General features: G+C 75.2%; 6 protein-coding genes and 1 pseudogene. 6 read left to right on the top strand and 1 reads right to left on the bottom strand.

Going from position 1 to position 7,245, the window contains the following annotated elements; translation table 11 throughout:
• Window positions 1-92, top strand: a pseudogene (locus GTW67_RS22255) (glutamate racemase); the annotation flags it as partial.
• Between the two features lie 82 nt (window positions 93-174).
• A complete protein-coding gene (locus tag GTW67_RS22250; protein ID WP_161166572.1) occupies window positions 175-720 on the top strand; it encodes a hypothetical protein in 546 nt (181 codons plus the stop codon).
• A 672-nt stretch (window positions 721-1,392) separates the two neighbouring features.
• Here the strand turns inward: GTW67_RS22250 and GTW67_RS22245 are convergent.
• Complete coding sequence (locus GTW67_RS22245; RefSeq protein WP_161166573.1) at window positions 1,393-2,388, bottom strand: O-antigen ligase family protein; 996 nt, start codon at window positions 2,386-2,388, stop codon at window positions 1,393-1,395.
• 293 nt (window positions 2,389-2,681) lie between these two features.
• Between GTW67_RS22245 and lnt the strand changes: the two genes are divergently transcribed.
• The 4 genes from lnt to GTW67_RS22225 all read left to right on the top strand — a co-directional run.
• On the top strand, window positions 2,682-4,295 hold the full coding sequence (lnt, locus tag GTW67_RS22240) for an apolipoprotein N-acyltransferase (RefSeq protein ID WP_161166571.1): 1,614 nt from the start codon (window positions 2,682-2,684) through the stop codon (window positions 4,293-4,295).
• A gap of 68 nt (window positions 4,296-4,363) precedes the next feature.
• Window positions 4,364-4,843, top strand: a complete 480-nt coding sequence (locus GTW67_RS22235) for an NUDIX hydrolase (protein ID WP_161166570.1) — start codon at window positions 4,364-4,366, stop codon at window positions 4,841-4,843.
• 54 nt (window positions 4,844-4,897) lie between these two features.
• Window positions 4,898-5,698 (top strand): 3-hydroxybutyrate dehydrogenase, encoded by an 801-nt coding sequence (locus tag GTW67_RS22230; RefSeq protein WP_161166569.1) that lies wholly within the window; start codon window positions 4,898-4,900, stop codon window positions 5,696-5,698.
• A gap of 129 nt (window positions 5,699-5,827) precedes the next feature.
• A partial coding sequence (locus GTW67_RS22225; RefSeq protein ID WP_161166568.1) for a GAF domain-containing protein occupies window positions 5,828-7,245 on the top strand: 1,418 nt, incomplete at its 3' end.

The raw sequence follows: 7,245 nt of genomic DNA, 5'->3' as shown, positions 1-7,245 counted from the left end.
TGCTGCTGAGCGGACGCGAGGGCACCCTGCCCGCGACCGCGGCGGCCTACGAGGAGGGCCGGCTGCTGCGGACGGTCACACCCGCCCGCTGACCGGGGGGCCGGGCGCCCGCTCGGCCCAGTCACCCTGCGCGACGAGGTACCCGCGCAGCGAAACATGAGTAACCTCATATCCATGAGGCATCGCCCCGGCGAGAGCACCCCCGTACCGGACGTCTGGACCGGTCGTGCCACCAACCGCGTCCAGTGGTTCCTGGCGCTGATCGGCGTCGCCTGCGTGGCACTCGGTATCGCGCTGGCCGTCGACTCGGCCTGGGAAACCGGCGTCGCCCCGCTGACCATGGCCGTCGTCGGCTGCATCGCGGCCGGACTGCTCGTGCTCTTCGGCACGCTGGCTTTCGTGCACGTCGCGCTGAGAGTCGACGAGGAGTGCCTGGAGGTGCGCTGCGGCCACATCGGCCTGCCCCGCCGGCGCATCCCCCTCTCGCACGTCGTGGGCGCCGAGTTCACCCCGCACGTCACCCCGCGGCACTGGGGCGGCTGGGGCTACCGCTGGCGGCCGGAGAAGGGCACCGCCGTCGTCGTACGACGCGGCGAGGGCCTGATCCTGCGGCTGTGGGACGGCCACACCTTCACGGTCACCGTGGACGACGCGGAAGCAGCCGTCCAGGTCATCAAGGACCGCCTCCGCCCGAAGACCCCGGGCCCAGCGGCCCACTGAAGCGCACCGCACGGTCGCCGTCGGACGCGATACGTCTGCGGCCCCGCCGGTTCGGAACGCCCGGCCGACGGCTGCCTCGGTGGTCGCGGCGTCCTCCGTAGCCGCCGATCCCGGGGCACCCGGTGGCCGCAGAACCCAGGGCAGCCGGTGGCCACCGGGCCCCAGGGCCGGCGGGCGTCAGCCCCGGCGGGGGCGGCGTCCTCCGTAGCCGCCGAGCTCGGGTCATCCGGTTGCCGCAGAACCAAGGGCGCCCGGTGGCCGCCCGGCCTCGGGACCGGTGGGCGTCCGGGAGCCGTCGTACGCGATGCGCCCGGCCCCGTCGGTTCGGAAACGTGCGGCCGGCGGCTGCCCCGGCGGTAGCGGTGTCCTCTGTAGCCGCCGTGCCCGGGTCATCCGGTGGCCGGCGGGCCCAGGGCGCCCGGTGGCCGCCCGGCCTCAGGATCGGCGGTCGTCCGGGAGCCGTCGTACGCGATGCGCCCGGCCCCGTCGGTTCGGAAACGTGCGGCCGGCGGCTGCCTTGGCGGTGGCGGCGTCCTCCGCAGCCGCCGAGCTCGGGTCATCGGGTCGCCGCAGAACCCAGGGAACCCGGTGGCCGCCGGCCCCAGGGCATCCGATGACCGCAGTACCCAGGGCGCCCCGGCGCCTGCCGGGCCCACGGTGCCCGCCCGCGCCTCACCGGAAGGTCCGGTGACCCTGACGCCCCGTCCCCGGCGCCGGTGTCGGGGGCTCCTCGGTGAGGGGATGGGCCGTGGCCAGGCCTGCGAGTAGGCCTGCGCCGACCGACACGGCGGTGAAGCTCAGCGCGTTGCCGACCGTCGCGATCGTCGCCAGCCCCGTCAGTGCCACCCCCGCCGTCAGTACGACCGGCGTCGGGCGCGGTGAGCGCCACAGCGCGTAGAGCACCCAGCCGAAGGCCGTCCCCAGCAGGACGACGCCGACGACGCCCTGTTCGGCCGCCTGCTGCCAGGCCGCCGAGTGGGGCCTGCCGTCGGCCACCGTCCGTGCCGTCGGACTCAGCTCCCCGAAACGCCCCGGGCCCACGCCGAGAACGGCGTCCCCGCGCAGCAGGTCCAGCGCGTCGCCCCACAGCAGAACCCGGGCGGAGGTCAGCCGGGCCTCGACGAAGGCGGCGAGACCGTCCGGCACGGCCCTCGCGGCGACCGCCCAGGTCAGGGTGGTCACCAGTCCGGCTATCAGGCTTAGCCCGGCGAGCACGGCACCACGGTGGCGGACGCGGCCGGCGGCTAGCGAGCACAGCAGTACCACCGCACAGGCCGCGCAGCCCGCGGCCGAGCCCAGGACGGCTGCCGTCACGGCGATCCCCGCGGCCAGCAGGCGCAGCGCCAGCCGCACGGCCGGCACCGGACTCGCCCAGGCCCCGCAGCACGCGGCGCCCGCCGACAGGACCAGCAGGGCCGCGGTGGCACCGGCGTGCCCGAGCGGCACGGTGATCCGCGGCCCGGTGACCAGATGCGGGACGGCCATCGTCAGGGCCGCACCGGCGAGCCCCGCCGCACAGGCGGCGGCGACCGGCAGGAGCGCGCCGCAGATCCGCCCCACGGAATAGCCGGCGGCCACCGCCAGCACCGCGAGCAGCACCCCCTCCGGACGCCCGTCGCGCGCGGCGGCCGTGATCAGCGACCAGGACGCACAGGCCCCGAGGATCACCACACCCGCCGCGTCCGAACCGCTCCGTCTCTCGCCGTCCGCCGCCGCAGCGGCCGCGGTCTTCCGCCCCCTCGCACCCACCGTGCCCCCCGCCCGTGTCGCCCCCGACCTCGACGGGCCCCGCCGCCGGACGGCAGGACCGGACGACCGAGGCTCGGGCACACCGTAACGGCTGGTCGGCGGATGGGAGCCCGCCCGGCGGCCGGTTGTGCCGAAACGATGCGGCACCGGCCGCCGCGAGCCCCGCGAACCGTGCTGTCGGCCGCGAAGTCACGCGCCGTACACTCCGGTGGGTGACCGTCACCGCAACCACCGTCGGCGAGCCGGACCGGCTGAAGCCGCAGGCCGCACCCGCCTCGCGCCTCGCCGCGCGGCTCACGCGCCTGTTCCCGGCCGCCGCAGCCGCGCTCTCCGGCGTGCTGCTCTACGTCAGCTTCCCGCCGCGCACCCTGTGGTGGCTGGCCCTGCCCGCCTTCGCCGTCCTCGGCGCGGTGCTGCGCGGCCGGAGCTGGAAGGCGGGCCTCGGCCTCGGTTACCTGTTCGGTCTCGGCTTCCTGCTGCCCCTGCTGGTGTGGACCGGCGTGGAGGTCGGCCCCGGCCCCTGGCTCGCCCTGGTCGTGATCGAGGCGGTCTTCGTCGCGCTGGTCGGCGCGGGAGTCGCCGCGGTGTCCAGGCTCCCGGCGTGGCCGGTGTGGGCGGCGGCCGTGTGGATCGCCGGAGAGGCCGCACGCGCGCGCGTGCCCTTCCAGGGCTTCCCCTGGGGCAAGATCGCGTTCGGTCAGGCGGACGGCGTGTTCCTGCCGCTCGCCGCGGTCGGCGGCACTCCGGTCCTCGGCTTCGCGGTCGTCCTGTGCGGCTTCGGCCTCGCCGAGACCGTCCGCCTGGCCGTCGGAGCCCGCCGCACCCGCACCCTACGGAGGGGCGCGGCGGCAGCGGCCCTGCTCACCGTCGCCGTGCCCGTCGTGGGCGCCGTGGCCGCCCGGCCGCTGGTCACCGACGCGGCCGAGGACGGCACCGCGACCGTCGCCGTCATCCAGGGCAACGTGCCGCGCGCCGGCCTCGACTTCAACGCCCAGCGCCGGGCCGTGCTCGACCACCACGCGCGCGAGACGGAACGCCTGGCCGCCGACGTCCAGGCGGGCAAGGCGGAGCGCCCCGACTTCGTGCTCTGGCCGGAGAACTCCTCCGACATCGACCCCTTCGCCAACGCCGACGCCCGCTACGTCATCGACCGGGCCGCCAAGGCGATCGGCGTGCCCATCTCGGTCGGCGGTGTCGTCGAACGCGACGGCAAGCTGCTCAACGAGCAGATCCTTTGGGACCCGGACAAGGGCCCCGTCGACACCTACGACAAACGGCAGATCCAGCCCTTCGGCGAGTACCTGCCGCTGCGCTCGATGATCGGGGCGATCAACGACGACTGGACCTCCATGGTCAGCCGGGACTTCAGCCGCGGCACCGAGCCCGGCGTCTTCACCATGGCCGGCACCGAGGTCGGCCTCGTCACCTGCTACGAGGCCGCCTTCGACTGGGCGGTGCGCTCCGAGGTCACCGACGGCGCCCAGATGATCTCGGTGCCCAGCAACAACGCCACCTTCGACCGCAGCGAGATGACCTACCAGCAGCTCGCCATGTCCCGCATCCGCGCCGTCGAGCACAGCCGGACCGTCACCGTGCCGGTGACCAGCGGCGTCAGCGCGATCATCATGCCGGACGGCCGGATCACCCAGAAGACCGGCATGTTTGTGGCCGACTCCCTGGTCCAGAAGGTGCCGCTGCGGTCCTCCGAGACCCCCGCCACCCGGTGGGGCGTGTGGCCGGAGATCGCCCTGGTGCTCGTCGCGGTCGGCGGGCTCGGCTGGGCCGTCGGCGCCGGTGTGCGCGGGCGGCGCGCCCGCGCTGTGTGACCGTCCGCCCGCCGCACGCCCCCCGGCGCCATCGGGAGCGTCCCGCCCGGCCCGTTAGGGTCGGGCCCATGCCTACTCCCGACTTCATCCGCGACCTGCGCGCCTCTGCCGGACACCAGCTGCTGTGGCTCCCCGGAGTCACCGCCGTCGTCTTCGACGAGGAGGGGAGGGTGCTGCTGGGCCGGCGGGCCGACAACCGGCGCTGGTCGCTGATCGGGGGCATCGCGGAACCCGGGGAGCAGCCCGCCGCCTGCGCCGTGCGCGAGGTGGAGGAGGAGACCGCCGTCCGGTGCGTCGTCGAACGGCTCGTCCTCGTCCAGGCGCTCGATCCGGTCACGTACGAGAACGGCGACGTCTGCCAGTTCATGGACATCACGTTCCGCTGCCGGGCGGTCGGCGGCGAGGCCCGGGTCAACGACGACGAGTCGCTGGACGTGGGCTGGTTCGCGGTGGACGCCCTGCCGGATCTCGGGGAGTTCGGGCGGTCCCGCATCAAGCAGGCACTGTCGGACGCACCCACATGGTTCGACCCCACTGGTTGTATCTGAACTATGGGGCGTGCCCACATGGGTCGCCGGGTGGGCCCTGCCTAGGGTCGGGACATGACCTCGCCCCGTGTCCTCCCGGCCCCCCACGCCTCCCCGCTCGACCTCGGCGGCCGCACCGCCCTCGTCACCGGCGCCGCCGGCGGCATCGGCCGCGCCTGTGCGCTGCGGCTCGCCGCCGCCGGGGCCGAGGTCAGAGCGGTCGACCGGGACGCCGCCGGGCTGGAGACGCTCACCGAGCTCGCCGTGGACCTCGCGGGCACCGTCGAACCGCACGTCCTGGACCTGACCGACCTGGACGCCGCCGAGCACGCGGCCGCCGGCACCGACGTCCTCGTCAACAACGCCGGGCTCCAGATGGTGCGACCCCTGGAGGAGTTCCCGCCGGACGTCTTCCACACGGTGCTCACCGTCATGCTGGAGGCGCCCTTCCGCCTGATCCGCGGCGCCCTGCCCCATATGTACGGGCAGGGCTGGGGGCGCATCGTGAACATCTCCTCCGTGCACGGACTGCGCGCCTCCGCCTACAAGGCGGCCTACGTGTCCGCCAAGCACGGCCTGGAGGGACTGTCCAAGACCGCCGCCCTGGAGGGGGCCGCCCACGGCGTCACCTCCAACTGCGTGAACCCCTCCTACGTACGCACCCCGCTGGTGGAGAAGCAGATCACCGACCAGGCCCGGGCGCACGGCATCCCCGAGGAGCAGGTGCTGTCCGACGTGCTGCTGCGGGACAGCGCGCTGCGCCGGCTCATCGAACCGGAGGAGGTCGCCGAGGCCGTGGCCTACCTGTGCGGCCCGCAGGCGGCCTTCGTCACCGGCACCTCCCTCGTCCTGGACGGCGGCTGGACCGCGCACTGACCGCCTGCCGAGCGGGGCGAGACCCCGGCGGCCGGGTTTTCCACAGGGCGGCGAGGGCCGCCCGCTCCCGGCGGCCCCGGTTTTCCACAGGGCTGCCGGGACGACCGTGCGATGGGTGATCCTGTGTCCATGTCCCGCGATCACGCGCAGTCCGCCGAGCGTTCCGTCCACGCCGCCGCGGCACCGGAGCACCATGCGGTGCCCGCCGGCGCCGAGGCGCCCTTCCTGGAGCTGCTGGCCCGGGGCGCCTCCGCCGACGCCTACGAGCAGCCGGTGCTCCTGGCCCGCGCCGAGGGCGGACCGGCCGAGCGGACAGCGGCCCTGGAGCGGGCCAAGCTCCTCGCGCTGCGCGTGCGCTCCGAGCTGGAGGGCCGGCGCCGGCGCGAGGCCGAACTGTCGGCGCTGTTCGAGACGGCCCACGACCTCGCCGGGCTGCGCGACCTGGACGCCGTGCTGCGCGCGATCGTGCAGCGGGCCCGCTCGCTGCTCGGCACGGACGTGGCCTACCTCAGCCTCAACGACCCGGCACGCGGCGACACCTACATGCGGGTCACCGAGGGCTCGGTCGCGGCCCGCTTCCAGCAGCTGAGGCTCGGCATGGGGGAGGGGCTGGGCGGCCTCGTCGCGCAGACCGCCCGGCCCTATGTCACCGACGACTACTTCAACGACGCCCGCTTCCAGCACACCCGCACCATCGACACGGGCGTACGGGACGAGGGACTCGTCGCCATCCTGGGCGTCCCGCTGATGCTCGGGCACCACGTGATCGGCGTGCTGTTCGCGGCGGACCGGCGCGCCCGGGTCTTCGAGCGGGAGCAGATCGCGCTGCTCGGTTCCTTCGCGGCCCTCGCGGCGGCGGCCATCGACACCGCGAACCTGCTCGCGGAGACCCGCTCGGCCCTCGCCGAGCTGGAGCGGGCCAACGAGATCATCAAGGACCGCAGTGGCGTCATCGAACGCGCCTCCGACGTCCACGACCGGCTCGCCGAGCTGGTCCTGCGCGGCGGCGGTGTCCACGACGTGGCCGCCGCGGTCTCCCAGGTCCTGGCCGGCACGGTCGAGTTCACCGAGGCCGCCGCGGCACCCGCCCGGGCGCTGGAGGCGTCCCGCGCGGAAGGGCACGCGGTGCGGCACGACGACGACTGGATCGCCGCAGTCGCCGCCGGCGGAGAGCTGCTCGGCGCCCTCGTCCTGCGCGGCCATCCCGGACTCGATCCGGTGGACCAGCTCACCCTGGAGCGGGCCGCGATGGTGACGTCCCTGCTGCTGCTCGCCCGGCGTTCCGCCGCCGAGGCCGAACAGCGGGTGCGCGGCGAGCTGCTGGACGACCTGCTCGACGCCCGCGACCGCGACCCGCGCCTGCTGCGCGAGCGCGCCCGGCGGCTGCACGCCGACCTCGACGCCACGCACGTCGTCCTCGCCGCCCGCCTCGACGCCACCGCACCCGACGCCGACCAGGAGGCGGACGCCCGCCGGCGCCTGTGGGCCGCGGCCTCCCACCTCGCCGCGACCCGGCACGGCCTGGCCGCCGCCCGCGACGGCGGCAC

The organism is Streptomyces sp. SID5910 (genome assembly GCF_009862125.1).
In the GTDB taxonomy this organism is placed as follows: domain Bacteria; phylum Actinomycetota; class Actinomycetes; order Streptomycetales; family Streptomycetaceae; genus Streptomyces.
This window is presented reverse-complemented; position numbering and strand designations above follow the sequence as displayed.

Coding starts and splice junctions, on each gene's coding strand:
- GTW67_RS22250 (WP_161166572.1), top strand. CDS start 175: ATGAGGCATCGCCCCGGCGAGAGCACCCCCGTACCGGACGTCTGGACC.
- GTW67_RS22235 (WP_161166570.1), top strand. CDS start 4,364: ATGCCTACTCCCGACTTCATCCGCGACCTGCGCGCCTCTGCCGGACAC.
- GTW67_RS22230 (WP_161166569.1), top strand. CDS start 4,898: ATGACCTCGCCCCGTGTCCTCCCGGCCCCCCACGCCTCCCCGCTCGAC.